Annotated in this window: 18 protein-coding genes and 4 pseudogenes; 15 read left to right on the top strand and 7 right to left on the bottom strand. The window is 57.9% G+C overall.

Going from position 1 to position 18801, the window contains the following annotated elements; all coding sequences use genetic code 11:
• Nucleotides 1-18 precede the first annotated feature (18 nt).
• The gene (locus tag BFE01S_RS05235) at nt 19-372 is read right to left on the bottom strand and encodes a GAF domain-containing protein (RefSeq protein WP_245621037.1); all 354 of its coding nucleotides are present in this window, start codon (nt 370-372) and stop codon (nt 19-21) included.
• Nucleotides 373-1215: 843 nt separating this feature from the next.
• Nucleotides 1216-1350: pseudogene (locus BFE01S_RS46725) on the bottom strand (transposase domain-containing protein); the annotation flags it as partial.
• 2 nt (nt 1351-1352) lie between these two features.
• Here BFE01S_RS46725 and BFE01S_RS46720 point away from each other — a divergent pair.
• From BFE01S_RS46720 to BFE01S_RS45415, 3 genes and pseudogenes are all read left to right on the top strand, one after another.
• Nucleotides 1353-1982 (top strand): hypothetical protein, encoded by a 630-nt coding sequence (locus tag BFE01S_RS46720; RefSeq protein WP_454805904.1) that lies wholly within the window; start codon nt 1353-1355, stop codon nt 1980-1982.
• Nucleotides 1951-2139 carry a hypothetical protein gene (locus tag BFE01S_RS46715; RefSeq protein ID WP_025647663.1) on the top strand — a complete coding sequence of 63 codons (189 nt, stop codon included), beginning with the start codon at nt 1951-1953 and terminating at the stop codon, nt 2137-2139. Before BFE01S_RS46720 ends, BFE01S_RS46715 begins: the two co-directional genes overlap by 32 nt.
• Before the next feature lie 637 nt (nt 2140-2776).
• Nucleotides 2777-2909: pseudogene (locus BFE01S_RS45415) on the top strand (ATP-binding protein); the annotation flags it as partial.
• A 133-nt stretch (nt 2910-3042) separates the two neighbouring features.
• Here the strand turns inward: BFE01S_RS45415 and BFE01S_RS37500 are convergent.
• Nucleotides 3043-4125: pseudogene (locus tag BFE01S_RS37500) on the bottom strand (glycosyltransferase).
• 226 nt (nt 4126-4351) lie between these two features.
• Nucleotides 4352-4741 (bottom strand): GMC oxidoreductase, encoded by a 390-nt coding sequence (locus BFE01S_RS45650; RefSeq protein WP_278499587.1) that lies wholly within the window; start codon nt 4739-4741, stop codon nt 4352-4354.
• A 320-nt stretch (nt 4742-5061) separates the two neighbouring features.
• Between BFE01S_RS45650 and BFE01S_RS46710 the strand changes: the two are divergent.
• A pseudogene (locus BFE01S_RS46710) lies at nt 5062-5519 on the top strand (DDE-type integrase/transposase/recombinase); the annotation flags it as partial.
• 847 nt (nt 5520-6366) lie between these two features.
• The gene (locus BFE01S_RS44000; protein WP_156966914.1) at nt 6367-6657 is read left to right on the top strand and encodes a hypothetical protein; all 291 of its coding nucleotides are present in this window, start codon (nt 6367-6369) and stop codon (nt 6655-6657) included.
• Between the two features lie 513 nt (nt 6658-7170).
• Here the strand turns inward: BFE01S_RS44000 and BFE01S_RS43995 are convergent.
• Both BFE01S_RS43995 and BFE01S_RS46490 read right to left on the bottom strand, forming a co-directional pair.
• Entirely contained in the window at nt 7171-7554 is a 384-nt protein-coding gene (locus tag BFE01S_RS43995) for a hypothetical protein (RefSeq protein WP_156966913.1), read from the bottom strand.
• A gap of 277 nt (nt 7555-7831) precedes the next feature.
• Nucleotides 7832-8065, bottom strand: a complete 234-nt coding sequence (locus tag BFE01S_RS46490) for a cytochrome b/b6 domain-containing protein (RefSeq protein WP_169742598.1) — start codon at nt 8063-8065, stop codon at nt 7832-7834.
• A gap of 296 nt (nt 8066-8361) precedes the next feature.
• Between BFE01S_RS46490 and BFE01S_RS05175 the strand changes: the two genes are divergently transcribed.
• The 5 genes from BFE01S_RS05175 (at nt 8362) to BFE01S_RS37490 (ending at nt 13863) form a co-directional block, all read left to right on the top strand.
• Nucleotides 8362-9255, top strand: a complete 894-nt coding sequence (locus tag BFE01S_RS05175) for a LysR family transcriptional regulator (protein WP_028197523.1) — start codon at nt 8362-8364, stop codon at nt 9253-9255.
• Between the two features lie 638 nt (nt 9256-9893).
• On the top strand, nt 9894-11063 hold the full coding sequence (locus BFE01S_RS05170; RefSeq protein ID WP_030101873.1) for a porin: 1170 nt from the start codon (nt 9894-9896) through the stop codon (nt 11061-11063).
• A 422-nt stretch (nt 11064-11485) separates the two neighbouring features.
• A complete protein-coding gene (locus BFE01S_RS43990; protein WP_145962427.1) occupies nt 11486-11782 on the top strand; it encodes a hypothetical protein in 297 nt (98 codons plus the stop codon).
• Nucleotides 11783-12143: 361 nt separating this feature from the next.
• The gene (locus BFE01S_RS05165) at nt 12144-12833 is read left to right on the top strand and encodes a response regulator transcription factor (RefSeq protein ID WP_028224614.1); all 690 of its coding nucleotides are present in this window, start codon (nt 12144-12146) and stop codon (nt 12831-12833) included.
• The gene (locus BFE01S_RS37490) at nt 12817-13863 is read left to right on the top strand and encodes a histidine kinase dimerization/phospho-acceptor domain-containing protein (protein WP_051743444.1); all 1047 of its coding nucleotides are present in this window, start codon (nt 12817-12819) and stop codon (nt 13861-13863) included. Before BFE01S_RS05165 ends, BFE01S_RS37490 begins: the two co-directional genes overlap by 17 nt.
• A gap of 64 nt (nt 13864-13927) precedes the next feature.
• Here BFE01S_RS37490 and BFE01S_RS05155 read toward each other — a convergent pair whose 3' ends face one another.
• Nucleotides 13928-14233: a PepSY domain-containing protein gene (locus BFE01S_RS05155; RefSeq protein ID WP_028197520.1), complete on the bottom strand. Its 306-nt coding sequence runs from the start codon at nt 14231-14233 to the stop codon at nt 13928-13930.
• Nucleotides 14234-14438: 205 nt separating this feature from the next.
• Here BFE01S_RS05155 and BFE01S_RS05150 point away from each other — a divergent pair, with 205 nt between their 5' ends.
• The 5 genes from BFE01S_RS05150 (at nt 14439) to BFE01S_RS05130 (ending at nt 18522) form a co-directional block, all read left to right on the top strand.
• Nucleotides 14439-14765, top strand: a complete 327-nt coding sequence (locus BFE01S_RS05150) for a DUF4148 domain-containing protein (protein ID WP_028197519.1) — start codon at nt 14439-14441, stop codon at nt 14763-14765.
• 193 nt (nt 14766-14958) lie between these two features.
• A complete protein-coding gene (locus BFE01S_RS05145; protein WP_028197518.1) occupies nt 14959-15735 on the top strand; it encodes a COG4705 family protein in 777 nt (258 codons plus the stop codon).
• Between the two features lie 31 nt (nt 15736-15766).
• Complete coding sequence (locus tag BFE01S_RS05140; protein ID WP_030101870.1) at nt 15767-16513, top strand: COG4705 family protein; 747 nt, start codon at nt 15767-15769, stop codon at nt 16511-16513.
• A 21-nt stretch (nt 16514-16534) separates the two neighbouring features.
• A complete protein-coding gene (locus tag BFE01S_RS05135; RefSeq protein ID WP_028197516.1) occupies nt 16535-17200 on the top strand; it encodes a response regulator transcription factor in 666 nt (221 codons plus the stop codon).
• Nucleotides 17176-18522, top strand: a complete 1347-nt coding sequence (locus BFE01S_RS05130) for an ATP-binding protein (RefSeq protein ID WP_028224613.1) — start codon at nt 17176-17178, stop codon at nt 18520-18522. Before BFE01S_RS05135 ends, BFE01S_RS05130 begins: the two co-directional genes overlap by 25 nt.
• Nucleotides 18523-18801 lie beyond the last annotated feature (279 nt).

Raw genomic sequence — 18801 nt, 5'->3', positions numbered from 1 at the left:
GATGCCCTCCTCTGTCCACTACAGGGTTGTGCCCATCCATTTTGCGCGGCGATCGACGAGGCGAAGTCTGATTTTCTCCGAGACGGCTTCCCCGAGGACGGAAAGCTGCCGCCGCTGCCTCGCGTCGAAGGCGCGCGCAACCCGGTCAATAACGCACAATCCGCCGAGACGGTGTCCATCAGCGTCATGGACTGGAACACCCGCATAAAACCGGATGTGCGGCTCCCCGGTGACGAGCGGATTGTCCCGGAACCTGCCGTCAACAATGGCATCCTCGACGACGAACACGTCGTGCTGCAACAGCGTGTAATTGCAGAAGGCCTGCGAACGGGGGGTTCGGTAAGCCCTATGCCGTGTCGCGCCTTGAACCATTGTCGCGTCGGCGTCAACACGGTGATACGCGCGATAGTCTAGCGCCATTTCTGGGTTATTATCGCGTCGCGCGCCGTTCTCGGACTCGCCAGCCATGGCAGTACGGGCCCCCAGCGGCGCATGCTCTCTCAGGTTCTAGCTACCTCGGAAGCTAGGGCTTTTCGGGCCGGCCTATGGCCGGCTTTTTTTATATATTGCCGGACGCCTCGTCACGTGTCGCGCTCGCGAGTGGCGCACCTTAAGTTTTTCTTCAGCAACGCCCGCTATCATAGATATGACCAATTGGAAGACATACGCGAGTGGTGCTTCTTCTGCCAGGCGCGATGTTGTCACGAAAAATGAGAGCGAAAAAGAACAATGCCACGGGGCCGGACAAGTGGCGAGACGTTAGCGTCAGCTCGTAGGATTTACGTGCTGGAACTGGCTCGGGAATGCTCCCATATCGCCAGCATGCTGACACCAGAAACCGAGTAACTCGCCGTTCGCGAGGTACTTGAAGAGTTTCTTCAGCTATACGGTCAAAAGGACACGGCGCTATTCCAGAAACTGCTTGTGGAAGAGTTGCAGCGGCGCGAAAAGCGCGCGGCGGCCAACGCTGTGCGCGCCTTCAATGCGTGCTTGCGTTGAATGACCCAGCACCGCCCGTGCGAGTGTGCAGGGTCGGGCCTGTCAAACCGACTGTACAGGTTTGTAATGGTCAAGTTATTTCGCTCAGGCAGATAGGTTTTTTGTAGGCCGCCAATTAACGACGCCGGTCAGAGAGTGGCGGGAAGAGAAGCGACCGACTTAACGTGGTCCAGCGGGCATGTTCGAGGGCATTGGCGCGGCGTAATCGTCGACGGTCTACGCGAGAGGAAGGCGCTGGAACAGCCGGGTAACGTACCGATATCGATCGACGCCACCGGCCTTGCAGGTTTGGACCAGAGAGTAGAGGTTTGCGCTGGCATGTGCGCCGGCATCGGCAAACAGGAAGCTCTTGTGTGCTGCTTCGGACCTTCGGCATCGGGGGGGGCGAAGTGCCGGTCCCCGCCTACCAGCAATTGAACGAGAATCCGCGGCTCGCCGAGCGCGTGCATGAGATCATGGTCATGGGCATGTCGACGCGCAAATATGCCAAGGTCCTGCCCGAGACGGCCGGCACCGTCGGCATCTCCAGGAGCAGCGTCTCGCGCCAGTTCATCGAGGCCAGTCAGACGGCGCTCACCGAGCTGATGAGGCGGCGATTCGATGACAAGGACTTCCTGGCGATCCACGTGGACGGCATCATCGTCGACTCGCCTCAGATCATCGCCGCCATCGGCGGTGGACAGCCCCCGGCCAGAAACATCTCCTGGGCCTCGCAAGCGGCTCGAGTGAGAACGCCCAGATCGTCACAAGGATCTGTTGCGCAGACTGATCGAGCGCGGCCTGCCTGCGGATCGCCAATACCTGTCTGTGATCGATGGTTCCAAAGCGCTGCGCTCGGCCATCGAGGAGTTTTTCGGCGAACGGGCCCACGTGCAGCGCCACCGTATGCACTAACAGCGCAACGTTCTCGAGCGCCTGCCCAGAGAGAGCGTTTCGCAATCCGCCGCGATCATGAAGGCGGCCTGCAAGCTGTCGGCCGATAATGGCATCACCAAGCTCAAGACACACGCGGCGTGGCTCAAGGCAGACCATCCGGACGCCTCGCCGACACTGCTCGAGGGGCTCGGGGAGACGTTCATGGTGAGCAAGCTGGGCCTGACGCCGGCGCTCATCCGTGGGCTGGACGACCAACATCATTGAGAATCCGAACGGCGCGGGGCGCGTGAAGCGCTGTCGTGACGCCGGTATGGCCTAGCGCTGGACGGCCGCTGGCTTCCTGGAAGCTGGGAAGCACTTCCGGAAAATCCTGGGCGTGAACGAGCTCTGGATTCTCGCTGCCGCCTTGAAACGATCGACCCCAAAATCGATTGAGCACGATCGGAAGGTTGCCTGACCTATGCCGCAGCCGCCGTCCCAACCTTCAACTGTCTTTGTCTTCGGGACAGCGCCCAATTTGTGGGTAACCCGGAGCGCTGGGAGGGGCGTCCGGGGTCTGTTCAGCAACCGGCTCATATAGATTTGTGAATAGCGCGTTACTCACGCAAAAAGATGCGCTCTCCGAAGGGGTAATAATCCAGTCAGTAGGATGAACATCCGTCCATCCTTCAGGTGTCGCTATCGCCCACGTGATACCCCGCTGTACGACAGCCGGATGATCCCCCGGCCCGAGCCACTGTGTGGCCTCAACGATACTGTTGTGTTTCTGGTAGCGCAATTCTGCCTCCTCATGACAAGCCTGGCCGTCAATTACTAGTTTAAGAGCTTAGGCTGATTTCAGCCACGCGTTCCTTGAGCATCTTTGCAAGCCAACGGAGAGGAAAATGAGGTTGTAACCTGGGGCAACAACACGATGAGCACCACGATCCTGCCGGCTCATCCATCCGTGCCATCTGCTCGAATTCGATGGTCGCAGCTATCGCCTTAAAGAGGTTGCCGAAACGTTTGCACGGAAAGCAAAAATAGCTAAATAACCCCTTGGTCCTGCTTCACCGGATGCGGCAATTTATGCCACCAGGAATTGAGTTCGAACTGACCGTCCGCGATCCGGGCAGGCATGTCGCGGCGTCTGCCAGCCAGTGTTGTCCACCATGTTGCCCGCGGCAGTCAACCCGCACACATTTCACCTTCCCTACGTGTCACGCGCCTGGCAACCGCAAGATATCTTTCAGCAGTATCGGCAAGTGTCAATCCGATCAGAGGATCGGTGGACGCGTTGCTGATTCATCGCTGCGATCAGCCCATTCGCGTAATCGCGTGTGCTCTCAGGGTCGAGCAAAGTTACGGCGGCGTAATGGGCTGCAAACTGAAACGGGGGGATGTCGCTCGCGACGACAGGGATGCCCGACGCAAGAGCTTCCAGAAACGCAATGCTGTGTCCTTCCGAGCGCGACGGCATAGCGAACGCGGTTGCGTCAGCGAGAAGCTCAGCGACGTCCGATCGTGGGCCTTCGACTGTCACCTGGTTATCCAACCCTAGCCTTGAAACCAGGTCAGTAACAGCAAGATGATACGCATCGTCTTCAATCACGCCGCAAAGAAGCAGGCGTGCATCTGGCACCTGTTCTATCAGTTCGGCAAAAGCGTGAACAGTAAGCAACTGATTCTTGACAGACGTGTACCGCCCGATCTGGACGATGAGTCGTGTCTTTGCACACCTGCACGCAGGACGCTGGCCGGAGAAGCGCGCGACGTCCACCCCATTTGGGATCAACTCAAGACAAGGGTGACGGCGAACCGCGGCGACATAGTCCCGGATGTTCTCCGGGGAAACAGCGATAATCGCTTCGGCCCTTCGACTCAAGGCGCGTTCGACGGTTCGAAAAAACCCGCGCTCAAAGTCATTGGTTGCCGAGTGCATAACGTACACGATGGGTACCGTAATAGGTAGCGATCGAACGTAAAATGCCGGAATCGTTGCGCGCGCGAAGATCACATCAGGGCGGAACATCCGCACCGATCGGAAAAGGCCCCACAGCCTGCCCGGCAGCCCAGCCGCATGCAGCGGCAACAGACATCGGACCCCAGCGCTCAAAAGCTCATCGTGCAGTTGGGCAAAGTCCTCCCGAGGTGGCGTTAACGCAGTCACGCCCACTGCCTCCCACTCCGTTGCTGATAGATAGCCAGGTCTTTCGCGAGCACCTCCGCCCCGGAGAGACGCGGCGAAAGGACTAAATGTAGAATTCTCACATTTCCCCCGTATATCGTTGAGCTACCGCTTTCGATCGGCATCCAGGCCGCGCCGAGTTGAGAACGCCGCGAGTCTCGGTGACAGCTCCCGTCAGGTCCACGGGAGCAGTATTTCTTTGCGTTGCTCCAGTGCCGGTAATTTTATCCTGACGTTTTCGACCGATCGGCCTTCCGTCGCTTGACGAACGCTCGATACCACACGAACACTGCGTTGAAAAGTAGCGGCCTACATTTTGTCAATGAAGGTAGTCTCTGACCGCGCGTGGTGCGTTGGCGTCGCGAACGGCATTACCTCTTCGTATCCACGTCGCCCCTCCCCCGTTGCCATCGATGCCGGCCATCCCAGCGACGCAACTTCGCCTTGCAGCGCCTTCAGAATATGCTCTGACAGATGCAAGGTTATTGCCGCGATCGACACGGTCGGAAAGTTAGCGCCAACCGCGGGAGATACCGACCTGCCTGCCACGTAATGATTGCTCATCCCATGTACCCGGCAGTTACAATCGACTACACCATGACCGGGCGAGTCGTGCATGCGGGTCGTGCCCATGTGACGCCGCGAGCCTTCGAGTAGCGCTGGCCACGGCTTGCCCTCCAGAGGATCGTCGGTCTGCACGTCCGTCACGCTGGCACGCCGCAATTCTTCCGCCAGCAATGCGACGGTGCGGTCAAACGTTCGCTTTACCAACTCTGTCAGCTGTCAGTCGACCGTCACGCGGTTCATGCCTAGCTCGTCTTTCTGTGACGAAAATGTCACGCTGCTGTCACAATTTGCCTCGGCTTCAGCGATCGTCTGGAGCTTGACTTCGGTGATAAGGGAGCGGGGCTGCAACAGGCGCGTCCGACCGAAGCAGGCGGTATCGACGAGGGTTATGTTGCAAATAGGTCCGGCGAATCGGTTAGAGCTGTCGGAGTAAAGCGACCTGATGACCCGCCATGAGCAAGCTGAAGAGTCTGGAGGAGTTGTTCGGCGGACGTCATCTTGATCGGAAAATCATCATTCTGTTTGCTCGCTGGTATCTGCGCTACAAGCTCAGCCTACGCGATCTGGTTGAGATGATGGTCGAACGGGGCTTGTTGCTGGCTCACACGACGGTCCTGCACTGGCTGAGGCGCTATACGCCCGAGTTGGTCAAACGCTGTAACCGTTCTACTACGGGTACGGGTCGCTCCTAGGGTGTCGAGGAGACCCATATAAAGATGTGCGGAAGGTGCGTCTACCCCTGCCGTGCGGGGATCGAGTCGTCCAGACGGTGGACTTCATGCAGGGGAGGCGCGACATGGCCGCCGCCAAAGCCTTCTTCAGCCAGGCCCTTAGGCATCAGGGCCAGTCGCCGGAGACCATTACGCCCGACGGTTATGCTGTTTCGCACCGCGCAGTGCGCGAGATGAAGAGGGGGCAAGCCAAGATACGCGTTTATGCTCTGCAGAGGATAAGCGCTTTTAGGCACAGTTCCGGGTTGTATACAGTTCAGCAATCTTCGGAAGTGGCTACGGCCGACCGATGCCGGTTTGCTAGGAACAGCACCTAATGAAGGTTCGCATAATAAGAGCAGGCTTTTCCGATCGGCCATGGTGGCCGAAAGGAGAAGCTGATGTCCACGCCATCGACGCCGACCTGGCAACAAAGGAGCGAGCCCTTGAGAAGCTCGCGCCCACGGACGCAACTTCACTTAGGTTCAAGCCCACCGACAGCGTGCTTGCCTTCCTGCAACAGCTCTGATTATCTACAGTTGGTCCGCCGGCAATCCAGAAACATCGGATCGCCAGCGGACAAACTGTGTACAACCCGGAACTGTGCCTAAAAGCGTTTGCCCTGCAGCGCATAAACGCTTATCTTGGCTCAACCTCAAATGGAGCAACGTCCCGCGCAACAGCAGGGATCTTACGGGTAAGCGCGAACGTCAAGCAAAAACAGTCTCCCGGATTCCCAGGGCGCTGCACTCTAGCAAGCTGATGCTCCCGTTCACAAGCATTTTATTCGACGTGCCAAACAGCCGCGCTAGCGCTCACCCAGGGCGCCGAATCTGCAACGGCGAACCTTGATGAAAACCTTAGGGAAGATACCGACGACACCGGCGAATCACGATAGGAAAATGTATTCCTAGGAATGCCATCGTGACTGAGCCTTAGGAAATGCTTAAGGATCTCGAAAAACTCAAAAGATATACTTCTCAAGCGCGCTAGATCCAGGCCGTTAGATAGAACGCAGTACACACGTTTTTCTATCGGGAGATTTAGATGTCCATTCAGGCAATCGGTCAAGGCACCGCACAAACAGCTCCTTCGTCCACCGCATCGACTTCGAGTTCAGCGTCGACGGCGCGGGCATCGAGCACGACCGCTTCGTCGGCTACGGGGTCAAGCACCAGCACGTCGACGTCGTCGTACACGGTCAACATCAGCAGCGCCGCGCGCGCATTGATGGCTGAAGCAAGCGAGACGTCGGTTCAAACCGCGCAGGAAGCAGGAAAAGGCGATCAGCAGGCGCAACGCCTGCTCGCCAAGGAGGTGGCTGCCAAAGCGGGCTAACGCGCCCGAGGAGGGCACTTCGACGAATTCGATCGAACTCGAAAATCCGCTTCGACGTCTCGACATCCGATCACCGCGGCGTAGCCGATCTCTGCTTTCGCTCACTGCAATATTCAAGGCGAAAAAAAAGATCTCGAGGAAACCGATTTCCGGTCTGGTGGACACAATGCTCGCGCGAAACGTACCACCAGGAAATCGATCGAGAATTCGAACGAGTGGGTCCCGGCCGCAAGCAGATGTTGCCGCGGCCGCCAGGGGCACATCGCCACTACAAGTTTGAACTCATCGACGGTTCGCTCAGCCCGAAATTCGTAGATTACGCATGTCTTGCATCGGTAACTGACGATCAGTGACTACGTCAACCAGGCATCGTTGATGCCAGTGTGGATATCTGTAAGGAGCAGCCCGGTTCTCCCTTGCTTACTCTCACGCGACGACAGCGAATCGACAGGTCCGGCGACCGGTTGAAGCATAGCAACGGTTTCCTGGGAAGTGCGGGGGTAACCCGCCAGGCTACGCGAGAGGTTCATAGAGATCGTAGAAAAGCTGATTGCTGATGCGGTGAACTGAGCCGTCGGATGAAGTGATCACCCAGTCGCCAGGATGCACGTCGCTCCATCCTTCGGCCGTAGCGATGGACCATGCGCCGTTGCGTTGTTCTACGGCCGCGTGATCTCCCGGTGAAAACCACTGCGTGGCCTCAACAAGCCAGTCACGTTTCCGGAATTTCAAATCGAGCTCCGATAGTCGCGTGGAGCCACCCCGCATAGGGAAGTGCTGGCGGTGGAGAACGGAAACGCAAGAGAGCATGGCGCTGACTGCTCTCTTGTTGTGGTTCCGCTGCCTCAACAACGAGGCGAGCGACGAGGTAGCTGAATCGAAGTCGCTGTTTGTCATGTCTGCGGATATCGCATCGGCGAGTCTTAAGGAGATCTCACCGGCGCCAGGAACGCGCTTTCACGCACCCGTTGGCTAGCCATGCTGAGGGCTCCATTGGCCACTATCAACCGGGATCGCCTGGCGCACCTTCTGAGTTGCAAATCGAAACGGTTCGTCCGGTCGATCCGACCCGGACGGATTGACGCCGCCGTCACAGGCAACAAAGTCCCGGCGTTCCTGTAAGAGGATCTGGGAACTCACGTCGACACTCCCTCAGGATCAGCGTCCAACTCAGCTACAACATGCGTCGGAGCAGATTGTCTCTAAATCCGACCTGATGCACAAACACCGCAAAAACGTGCAGACCAATAAGGATCGAAAGAACGATGGCGCTTGTGCTGTGCCATTCCCCGAGGGCGGCTGCCGTTGAATTAGCCGTCGCGAAGCGAGTCTGACGATCCAGCCACGACCGTCTGCATTTAGCCAGCGGATCGGTTTCTGTCAGCAGACGACTGCGCCCGCTCGGCACATGCGCTGACGCGCCCAACAAAGCGGCAGGCTAGGCGGAAAGGGATAGCCGGCTCCGAAGCCGTGACCGCACGGCCAGGCTAATTGACCACCGGGTCCCAGCGGCAGGGCTGCCAGCGCCGAATCACGGTTAAGCAATCGTTAAGCTGCCGTCCTGATAATAATCGCCCAGCCAGTGCTTGCGGCACCGTCCGTGCTTCACCAGAGAAGTGAACTTTCGCGACTCGCGTGGCATATGCGATGTATTCATCAGATAACGCGAGCCGTGGCACTAATTCGAGTTCTACGGACGCGGTAATGGACCATCTGACTTCAATGCGCACCTTCATAAAGGTGGCGGAGTGTCTTAATTTTGCCGCGGCGGCGAGGCACCTCGACGTTTCGAATGCGGTCGTCACCCGGCAGGTGGCCATGCTCGAATCGCACCTTAATGCAAAGCTGCTAAACAGGACGACGCGCAGCGTGTCGCTCACCGCTGCCGGTCGCGCCTATCTGCAAGGATGCGTCGAATGGCTCAACGAACTGGAGTCGATGGAAAAGGGCATCCTGTCTGCCGCCAATGAATGTGCCGATGCGTTGAAAATTGCGTGTGCAGCGTCGTTTGCCGAAGGCGACCTGGCGGACTTGCTGACTGAGTTTCACCTCGCCGAACCGCAGATCCGGTTCGATCTCAGCGTCTTTGAATCTATGCAACGCGTTACCCTCGTCGATTTCGATGTTTGCTTCAGCGTCGAAAGCCAACTCCGCGATTCCGCGATGATATGCCGAAGCCTCGCAGTAACAAGGGACGTCATTGTCGCATCACCGCGCTATGTGAAACAATGTGGTATCCCTGAGCGTCCCGACGATCTTACACATCACAGTGTCCTGGTCGCAGGCGAGATACCGGCTCGTTTCTGGGAGTTTGACGATGCCCACGGCGTCAACCGTGCGTTATTCAGGCCCGTCCTTCGGGCCGGAAGCGTTCTGGCCGTCAAGCGCGCCGCACTTGCCGGGCTCGGGATCGCGCGCCTGGCGGAGTCGCTGGTGCGGACAGAACTGAATGACCGGACTCTTGTTCCGGTGCTAGGCCAGTTTCCGCTGAAAGGAAATGAACGGGCAATATGGATGCTTTATCCGGCGCATCGCCATATACCGAGAACCTTGCAGAGCTTCACCGATTTTGTGGTGTCACGCTCGCGTCGCTACTGAGGCACGAACATTTCCCCGGCCATCTGCCGGAAGAATGCTCGTGGCAAGCGTGACCACCCGCCAGCTCTAGCGTGCTTTGGCAACTACAGCCATGACGGGCGCCCCGGATGAGGGGGTTGCGCGTCTTCATGCGTGGCGCTGTCTTGTGCCGTCGTGGTACAGGCAGGCAGGAAAGCGACCAAGGTGGTTAACACTAAAGCCGCCATAATATTTTTCATGATCGCCGCCCGTCGTTCCGTTACCACAATTCTCGCTGCGCGACCTTAAGCGATCCTTAACCAATGTCGTCGTATCACTGGTCTTCTGGCGAAACCCCTCCTCGACCAGGCTGCATCCCGATCTCCAGATTTTATATCGTTCGGCGCATCGCCGGTCCAGCGTGGATCCTCAGTCCTGAGCGGCACCGGCGGTCCCCAAGCGACAGGCATCGGGTCGAGCATTTGCGCTGCACACGGTCGTGATGATTTAGCAACGCCCAGGGGAAACAGTCTGGCGCGAACATAGACGTCGCAGTATCGGCGTGTAAGGATCACACCCGCTGTATTGATAACAATTCAGTCAATAGTACTAACGCAGAAACAAACACAAGCTGTCTGAAAAAAAGTTGTCTACTCGAACAACATTTCTGGAGATCTTTTATGAAGAAAAGTCTGATCGCGCTGGCTACGTCAGCCACATTTGCAGTGCCTGTGTTCGCCCAGAGCAGCGTCACGCTGTATGGGGTGGTCGACGAAGGTTTCAACTACACCAACAATGTCGGCGGCAAGCACGACTATGAACTGCAAAGCGGCTATGCTCAGGGAAGTCGCTGGGGACTCAAAGGAGCCGAAGATCTCGGCGGCGGCACGAAGGCGATATTCCAGCTTGAGAATGGTTTTAACCTGAACAATGGTCGTCTGGGTCAGGGTGGCCTGTTATTCGGACGTCAGGCATATGTGGGCGTCTCGAATGCCACGTTCGGTACAGTCACGCTCGGTCGTCAATACGACTCCGTCGTCGACTATCTTGCGCAGACAACAGCCAACGGAAACTGGGCCGGCTATCTGTTTTCGCACCCGTTCGACAACGACAACACGGATAACTCTTTCCGGGTGAACAATACGGTCAAATATGCGAGTCCGGATTTCGCCGGATTGCAATTTGGCGGCACATACAGCTTCAGCAACGCCACCGGCTTCGCTAACAATCGACAGTTCAGCCTGGGCGCGCAATACGCCAATGGCGGTCTGCTGGTCGCGGCGGCTTACCTGAATGCTGACAATCCTGGCCAGTCGTCCGGTGGTGCCATTACGTCGACCGATGCGAATTTCGTGGCGGAACGTCTGCGCATTTTCGGTGGCGGCATCAACTACACGTTTGGCCCCGCGACCGTAGGCTTCGTCTACACGAACACTAACATCAAGAACCCGTCCGCGAACGCCGGGTATCTGTCCAGCACCGAAACGATCCAGCCCGTCACGGGTCCGTTGGCGGGCGGGAAGCTCAACACGCTCAAGTATCAGAATTTCGAACTCAATGGCAAGTATCAGATCACGCCGGCATTCTTTGTCGGCGCGCAATATGTGTACACGCTTGAGAATTACGACGCGACAACGGGCAGCGTAAAACCGAAAATTCATAGCGTCGGATTGATGGCGGACTACAACCTTTCGAAACGCACGGATATTTACTTTCAGGGGGCCTACCAGAAAGTTGCAGGAAGCCAGACGGGGTCATCGCTCGACCAGGCTTATGTACCGGGCGCAGCCGACCTGTCGTCAAATTCGAAGCAACTTGTCGTGCGCGCGGCAATTCGCCATAAGTTCTGAAGCGTGATGCTAAGGCGACGCGTACGCATTGCCTTAGCATCGCTGGAGGTAAAAGCAGCGCCCGCACTTTATCCTGCGGGCGCGCTCCACTGGTCTGCCATCCAATTTCGGGTGCCCCCATCAACGTTGATTGTCCAGTTCAATGAAACGAACCAAAAAGGCACAGCTTGCCGCATCAGCAAGCCGGATAGGAGCCGATGTGTCGCGGAGTTCAAGGATCTCTCCCCCATCGCGGTTCTCACAAATGGCATCCGAAAAAATGTGCCCCGAAGGGATGGAACGAATAATTCGGCAACGCCTGTCCCCGATTTGGTGGCATCGATCATCCTGCGATTGACCCACCTCAATTCAGCGTCTGTTAAGGAGCCCCGTCAGAAAATGAGTTTTAACGCGGGTTGCCGCGCCTCGTGGGAGAACTCATCATGCGTATATTTTTCAGAATCGCGTTTGCCGGCGTCCTAGCCGCTGCCGCCGTTGGAAACGCCTTTGGTACATCCAGCGTCTCGTATGTGACGACCGTTCGCCTGCACGATGGAAAACAGGTCGTTTGTGCTGTCAATGAACCCCGGTCGATTCAAGCGGGCGACCGCAACCAGACGCTGACCACTGGGGAACTTAACGAAGCACAAATTGATGCAACGGCTAGATTGCGCCGTCATCCAGGCAACAAGAATCACTACCCGTCCGCCTCCACAGCCCCGCACATTGACTGCTCCTAGGCAATCGCAGGGATTGGCGGGCAGGTCTCCAAGCAAAAGGAGCGGGTCCATTCTATGGCCGGACGCGCGTGGCCTCCGCATCGCGATGGCCCTCGACGCGTCGAGAAAGTGAGAGCCTATGCGCCAAGGTCATCATTAGACGGTATCGAGCTCACTGGCGTTGCACTGACGCATTGAACGCGCCCATTGAGATTGAGCGCGCCGCGCGTCCTGAGTCGTCCGCGACGGTTATAGTAGAAAACAATGAAAGGCCATCGCGAAAGCCATGAACGGCAGCGAAAAGCACGGCGGACCGACGATGTGAACGTGTTGCGCGTTGCCCTTCAGCCGCTCAATGTGACACTCCGCGGAGAACTGCAGGATGAGAATCCTGATCATTGAAGACGATGCAGCGATCGCCGCCAATCTGTACGATTTTCTGGAGAACGCCGGCTATGAACCCGACCTCGCGCGGGACGGAGCGCAGGGACTCCACCTCGCTGTAACACAACGGTGGGACGCAATTCTGCTCGACCTGTCGCTACCGGCAGTGGACGGCCTGACGATCTGCCGAAAGCTTCGCAAGGAGGTACTTCTCGACACGCCGATTCTGATATTGACCGCGAGGGACACGCTGGATGACAAGCTCCAGGGCTTTGAGCAAGGCGCGGACGACTATCTCGTCAAACCGTTTTCACTCAAGGAAGTGGACGCACGCCTCGGTGCACTGATCAAGCGCTATAAAGGCCATGCGACGCAGGCGGTCCTGTGCTGCGCTGACATCCGGTTCGACCCCACGACGCTCGCTGTGGAGCGAGCCGACCGGCCGATCAGGCTGCCGCCGAAGTGCCTGCATCTGCTGCGCCGTCTGATGCAGGCGCCGAATCGCGTATTCGGTCGCGCGGAGCTCGAAACGGAAGTCTGGGGCGAGCAGCTGCCGGATAGCGATACCCTACGCGCGCACATCTATACCTTGCGCCGAGCGCTGACCTCTAACGGGGAGGACGATCTCATCGAAACAGTTCATGGTCTCGGTTACCGGCTGGTGGTGATCGATGCAACGACGCCGTAGCCTACGCTTCAAGGTCGCGCTGGTTTTTTCGGCGCTGGCGATCCTGTTGCTCATGGCCCAGGCGCTTGGTGTGAAGGCGCTTGCCGAAGCGCAGGAGGAGCGGCTCATTACTGCACTGATCGCCGACGACATGGCGAGCGTCCTGAACAGCTGGCGGTCGGACCCAACGCTTGTGCCGCCTCTGGATCCTCGGCTCGGTGGTCATGTTTCGACAGGCGGCCGCGTAAGCGTGCCGTTACCGGCTTCGGTAAGGGATCTGGCCGAAGGCACCCACGAAATCATCGTGAACGGCCGTGAAATCCATGTGGCAATCGCACCGTTTGACGATGTACGCGTCTATCGGATCTACGACTTCAGCGCATACGAGCAGCGTTTCAGGCAGGTGATTGACGCACTGATGTTCGGCACCGGTGTGTTTGCGCTGCTCGCATTCTGGCTCGCGTTTGGACTGTCTGGTCTGCTGGTCCGGCAGGTTGCCGGCCTCGCCCGCCAGGTCAAGGCACTCAGGCTCGGTGCATCGAGTGCGCTCGATTCGGACAGGTACGATGAAGCAGAAGTCGTGGAATTAGTCGACGCGTTCAATGACTATCACGGGCAGATGGCACAGATGATTGCGCGGGAGAAAGAGTTCACCGGCAACGTCAGTCATGAATTGCGCACACCGCTCACGGCGATCAAGACCAGTTGCGAGCTTCTCGACCACGATGCGTCGATCAACGCGAAGTCGAAGACGCGCCTGCGGCAGATCGATCGCGCAGCCAACACCATGATAGTTCTGGTCAACGCGCTACTGCTGCTTGCGCGTGAAGAGTCGCAGTCCGATATCGGCCCCGTGCGTCTTGCCAGTGCCATCGAGACCGCGCTTGACCTCGTTCGACATCCTGCAAGCCAAGGGCATCCAGACCGGATCGACGTCAATCGCGGCCTGCACGTCGGCGCAAACCAGTTCGCGCTTGCCCTCGTGCTACCGAACCTGGTCGACAACGCGGGCCGGTACTTCAACAGTGGCCGTGTCGCCTTCCGTTCCTGAAAAAGTCGATCAGGGGCGAGCGCCAGACACTTCAGGCTCCGTGGTGCGCCCCGATGCGCCCATTTCAGTCCGGGTTCGGTCCTTCCCTGCTGTTTTCGAGGACCGACCCCGTTTGCGCGTCCACTCCGACTTCCTGTGTGCCCTGTTTCGTCGCAATGTCGAACGAGTAACGCAGCCCACTACCTCCCGCCTCTCTTTCAAGTTCTTCGTCGGTGATCTTCCCAGGATGGGCCTTGAGAGCGGACACACGCGCCTGCTTCAGGCTGATCTTTGCGTCCTTCGAGTATTCCTGACCAGTGAAAGCATGTGCCGCGATACTTGTAACGAGCAGACCTGCCGAGGCCAGACTAAAGTAATAACCCTTTTTCATGTCGAACTCCAATGTTGATTTGCCACGATTTCATGCTGGCATGTATCAGGTTAAGAGAACCTGAACCGGCGAGAATTCGCGAAATACCTCAACTTCGGCAGAGATAGCAGGCGGCTAAGCTTCACCTAAGTCAGCCGCCCTAGAATGGGTTCACGGTCGCGGCGAATGCCGCTCCAGAAAGCCAACTATTCTCGCAGGAGCAGCCATGAAATCGTTAATTCGTTCAATCATCACAGTTGCCGCGCTGACGGCTCCCGTCATCGCCTTCGCCCAACAGTCAACCGGCCCGGTTACCCGGGCACAGGTGCGCGCCGATCTCGTCCAGATGGAAAAGGCTGGCTACAACCCGGCAAGGCGCGACGATGCAACCTATCCTGCCGACATTCAGGCGGCTGAGGCCCGCGTTGCCGCTAAAAGAGCTGCGATGCCGATGTCCGACACGGGTATGGGCACCGAGCCGACCGGCGCGTCCCAGTCGGGCACGCGTAGCCACACCGGATCCGCGCGGTCGAATCTTTATGCTCACCACTGATGGGGCTCCTTCGCGCAGGTCGTGAGCGCGAGCCGAAGATCACATAGGCAGGAAACGGCCGTGTGCTCTTCGGCTCCCAGCGGGCCGGCGGGGAAACTCTATTGCTCGCGCGTGCGAGCGAATCATTCGCAGTGCAATTAGTGCGGGAAAGGTGATGGCGGCGCCCGCTCATATTCCCCAATAAGAAACGTCCATGAATCCAAGCTCGCCCACGGCCGTCAAATGGCTAAACAAGGTCCCGGAGATCACACTCGTCTTCTGGATAATCAAAATGATGTCCACGACGGTGGGTGAAACGGCCGCAGATTATCTGAGCATCAACCTGAAGCTTGGTCTGGCCGGAACTTCGATCATCATGGCTTGCCTGCTCGCGGGCAGCCTGTTTTTCCAGATACGCGCGAAACGATATGTGCCCGCCTTATACTGGTTCTGCGTCGTCTGTATAAGCGTGTTCGGCACGCTGGTCACCGACAATCTATCCGACACCTTTGCGGTCCCGCTCGCAGTCTCGACTGCGGCCTTTGGTACCGCACTTGTGATCGTCTTTGCGATCTGGTACGCGAAAGAACGCACGCTTTCTATCCAGGCAATCGATACCCGTGGTCGCGAATATTTCTATTGGGCTGCTATCCTGCTCACGTTTGCGCTCGGCACAGCAGCCGGCGACTGGATAGCAGAAGGTCTGGGCACCGGCTACGCCAACGCCGCTCTGCTCTTCGGCTCCATGATTGTCTTCATTGCCCTGGCACGCTCTGTGTTGAAGGCAAACACCACGCTTTGTTTCTGGCTGGCATACATCCTGACGCGCCCGTTCGGTGCGTCATGCGGTGATCTGCTGGCACGGCCGGTAACCAACGGCGGCCTCGGCCTCGGAACGACGATGACAAGTATCATCTTCCTCGCGACCATCGCATGTCTGATCGCCTGCCTATCCATTTACAGATACCCACTCGGAGAACAACGTGTCTGATTCGCCCATACATCGCCCGCCAGATCGCAGCATGGACAACGCCCTCGTTAAAGTTCCAGAGGTTACGCTGCTGTTCTGGATGTTGAAGATTGCTGCGACTACCCTCGGCGAGACCGGTGGGGATGCCGTGTCGATGTCGATGAATCTCGGCTATCTCGTTGGAACGCTTATCTTTGCTGTCGTGTTTCTGGCGGCCGTAACTGCGCAGATCCGGTCCAGGTTCTTCCAGCCTCCACTGTACTGGGCAACGATTATCGCGAGTACCACGGTCGGCACCACCATGGCTGACTTTGCTGACAGGTCACTCGGCATCGGTTATGCGGGAGGGGCGTCGCTTCTTCTTGCGCTACTATGCGTCTCGCTGATTGTCTGGTATCGCGAAATGGGCTCCATCTCCGTTTCGTCAATCGGATCACCCAAGGCTGAGCTGTTTTATTGGATAACCATCATGTTTTCCCAGACGCTCGGCACCGCATTGGGAGACTGGACAGCCGATACAGCAAGACTTGGCTACACGGGCGGTGCTCTCGTTTTCGCCGCCCTGCTCGCCGTCGTCGTCGCTGCGTATTTCTGGACCAGGGTATCGCGCACGATGCTCTTCTGGATCGCATTCGTACTGACCCGGCCGCTGGGGGCGGTTGTGGGCGATTTTCTCGACAAACCGGTGAACGCTGGTGGTCTCGCCTTGAGCCGCTATACTGCTTCCGCGGCGTTGTTGACATTTATCGTCGGCAGCATTTTTTTGTTCAGGCAGCGCGCTGCGTCCAGATCCCATTGATAGCCAGTTCGCGGGGTAACTATGAGGGTACTGCTGCTGGAAGACGATCCGATGATCGGCGAAGCCATCGAGGGAGCGTTGAAGGACGCTTCGTATGCGGCGGACTGGGTAAAAAGCGGCAGCGCCGGTCTTACGGCGCTTCAAACCCACTACTATGATCTGGTGCTGCTCGACCTTGGACTTCCTGGAACAGACGGCATGCAAGTTCTGAAGGCGATCCGCGGTAACGCCAATGCTGTTCCCTTGCTCATTATCACTGCTCGGGACGGACTTGAGGACCGGCTTCAGGGTCTCGATGAAGGAGCTGATGACTACGTTCTGAAGCCATTCGAGATCGCGGAACTCCTTGCCCGTATGCGCGCAGTGCTGCGTCGCCGGAATGGCAACGCGTCGCCGTCCCTGTCCAACGGGACGGTGACGCTTAATCTGGCGACCCGGGAGGTGTCCGTTCGAAACGGCGAACCCCTGCAACTGTCGAATCGCGAATTTGCATTGCTCCGTGCCCTCCTGATCCGTCCCGGCGCCATCCTGTCACGGGCGGAACTGGAAGAGCGAATCTATGGCTGGGGTGAAGAAGTTGAGAGCAACGCGGTCGAATACCTGATACATGTATTGCGACGAAAACTCGGCACCGATCTGATCCGCAATATCAGGGGGGCCGGATGGATGGTTTCGCCTTCAGGCTGAAGCATTCCGTCCGATTTCGCATCTCGCTCTGGTTGTGTGTGGCGATCTTTGCGGTCGCGATCATTGCGGGCATCTCGGCCTTTGTTTCAGCGCTCGATGAAGCTCATGAGCTTCAGGATGATGTCTTGCGGCAAGTCGCAACGCTTCTCAGTCAGACGCCCGTCTCCCTTGGTGACACCACTGGTGCGCTCCATTCGACTGGTGGCGGCGAAGAGTCGCGCGTTATCGTCCAGTACTTCACCAACGACCATTCCGGCGGGGCGGGAGATGGAGATACCCAGCCTCTGGAGATCCCCCAGAACATCGCCGATGGTATTTATACAATGAGCTTTGGCGGCGAATCGTTTCGCGTGCTGATTCATACCGCGGCTGCGGGCCGTCGCGTTGCAGTAGCACAGGAGACGGGACTACGCGATGAGATTGCAACAGGTAGCGCGTTTCGCACCGTGACGCCGTTCCTGGTGCTGGTACCAATACTTCTGATCATCGTCGCCCAACTGGTCAAACGCATGTTTTTACCGATTGCGTCACTGGCCATTGGTGTCGAAGCGCGGAAAGAGCAGGATCTGTACCCGCTCAACGAGCGGGACATTCCAGTCGAGGTGCAGTCGTTCGTCGCCGCAATCAACAGATTGCTCGCCCGCGTCGGGCAGTCGATGGAAACCCAGCAACGCTTCATTGCAGACGCGGCGCATGAACTGCGCTCGCCGATGACCGCTTTTTCCCTTCAGGCGGAACGTCTCGCGCGGATTCCAATGTCACCTCAGGCGTCCGAACGCCTGGCCGATCTGCGACGAGGCATTGAACGCGGGCGTTCGCAACTCGATCAGCTGCTAACGTTAGCGCGAATCCAGTCCGCACCCGTGGACGCCTCCTCATCGGTCTCAATTCTCCAGGTCTATCGCCGGGTACTGGAAGACCTGATGCCGCTGGCCGCGGCGAAGCAGATCGATATCGGCATCGAGAGTGGCGACGACGTGCAAATTAGCGCGAATGAAATTGAAGTTCGAACGCTTGTGAAAAATCTCGTCGACAACGCGATCCGGTACACGCCGGAAGGCGGCCGGGTTGATCTTTCCGTGACCATCCAGCAGAAGCATGTGCGGCTTGCAGTGAAGGATTCCGGGCCCGGCATCGCGCCTGCGGAACGTGCACGGGTTTTCGATCCCTTCTATCGCGTGCTTGGCAGCAATCAGGAGGGCTCGGGCCTTGGGCTTTGCATTGTCAAAACAATCGCAGACCGGCTAGGCTGGCATCTAGGTCTGACTTATTCCGACGAGCCCGCGCGCTCTGGACTCTGCGTCACGGTCACAGTTGTGTGAGACGCATGGCGTGGGCTTTGTGTCGTCACTCGTCGGATACTGGCATCGGCCGCAATGCATTTGTAAGGGCGCATCCTAAACTTTCGAAGTCCGTCCTAAGGGCCGGGTCGTGTGGAACCTTCCGCGCACATGACAGCGCCGCTCGCCGTTCGGCGCCCGGTTGCGCGCAGCGAATTGAAGGCTCCAGACTGTCGCTGCCGCGACGGCTGACATGTGCGGGTCCGATCTCCCTGACCGATCGATTCGCGACCACGTCGATTTACCTGCACAGCGCCGAAG

Origin of the sequence: Paraburkholderia ferrariae NBRC 106233 (assembly GCF_000685035.1) — a bacterium.
GTDB lineage: Bacteria > Pseudomonadota > Gammaproteobacteria > Burkholderiales > Burkholderiaceae > Paraburkholderia > Paraburkholderia ferrariae.
The sequence above is the reverse complement of the archived record's forward strand: the minus strand, read 5'-3'. Positions and strand labels throughout refer to the sequence as shown.